At 53.4% G+C, this 1,331-nt stretch carries 3 protein-coding genes; all 3 read left to right on the forward strand.

The window, feature by feature from the left end:
- On the forward strand, positions 1 to 436 hold a 436-nt coding region (locus DMG62_24630; GenBank protein ID PYY19394.1), incomplete at its 5' end, for a hypothetical protein.
- A 172-nt stretch (positions 437 to 608) separates the two neighbouring features.
- Positions 609 to 866, forward strand: coding sequence for a hypothetical protein (locus DMG62_24635; GenBank protein PYY19395.1), 258 nt, complete (start codon positions 609 to 611; stop codon positions 864 to 866).
- A gap of 37 nt (positions 867 to 903) precedes the next feature.
- Positions 904 to 1,331, forward strand: a 428-nt coding sequence (locus DMG62_24640) for a hypothetical protein (protein ID PYY19396.1), incomplete at its 3' end; no start/stop codon positions are given.

Here is a 1,331-nt window from a genome sequence, read left to right on the forward strand (position 1 = left end):
CTTTGATGTAAAAGCTGCGCTTCTCGCGGGACACGCTCAGCATCCAGTCATCATTCACTTTCCGATTGCGCTCTTCATTGCGAGTGTCGTCTTTGAAATAATGGCTGCGTGGCGCAAGCAACCGATGCTTGCAACTGTCGCCTATTACAATCTGCTGGGAGCCGCATTGACCATTCCGTTTGCAATCGCAACTGGGATAGGAGCGTGGCAGTGGCAGCTCGAAGGTGCGGCGATAAAAGGTAATCTACGACTCCACATGATCTCTGCAGTGACCTCCGGCTTGCTGATCTGGTTTCTTAGCCGCATGCGCTCGCGCCTCCGTGCCAAAGGAAGGCCGCCGACTTCCGCCTATTGGGCCGTAACGCTGATCACGTTATTAATAATCACGCTCACGGGTCATCTCGGTGGAATCGTAAGTGGTGTTGAAGTGTCCTGAGCCCGCCTCGTGAAAGCGATTAGCAGCCGTCAGCCGGACAATTCACATAGTGAGAACTTTGAATCCAATCAGCACACTCGCCGCATCTCACAAGAAACAATCAACTCTTCAAATGAAATCAACGTCGTTAACAACTTCCCGGGCCAGACGCCGCGATTCATGCGACTGCTCGTTGCGCAAATTTGGTCGTCAACCGTTCACAGATTACAGCTATCACTCCGGTGCGTTTGAGCAGTCCAGCGGCTATGATGTGCCTGTCTACGCTCGATCGTTCCGGAATATCGGTGGCGATTATTTCAAATACGAAGCGCGCCATGACTTCTGGAGCGAAGCGGTGCTCTTTGGATTCATTACGCTGGCCGCAGCTCTTCCCTTGATGAACAACCTGCACGCGCTGATACAATTCGTGCGTGCGATCACGTTTTACTAACCAGCTTAAGTTTCGCCTGATTGTCACCATAGTGCTGTTGTCGCTCGGAGGCTGCGGCTCGAAAAGCGATCCGGTTCTGGAAGAGACTTTTGAACAGCTCTACGCGGTTGAGCCGACGACCGATGTAACCATTCAGAACGGCGATGGCGCGATTCTGATCTATGGCTCAAACGTGAGCGAGATGCGTGTGCACGCAGTGAAAAAAGCGTACAGCCGCTCGCGACTGACGCAGATCGGGATCAATGTATCCGCAAGTTCGCGCTCCGTTTCCATCACCACGAAGTTTCCTGCCAAGCCGAAGTGGGGTTTATCAGATCGCTCGGGCACGGTTGACTACACGATTGTTGTTCCGGGAACCGCTAATATCTCCGGAGTTACTTTAGATGCTGGGGAGATTCTGCTGGATGGAATGCGGGGGCAAGCGACGCGCGCTCGTCTTGGCGACGGCCGGATTTTCCTCCGCAA

This window comes from Acidobacteriota bacterium (assembly GCA_003225175.1).
GTDB lineage: Bacteria > Acidobacteriota > Terriglobia > Terriglobales > Acidobacteriaceae > Gp1-AA112.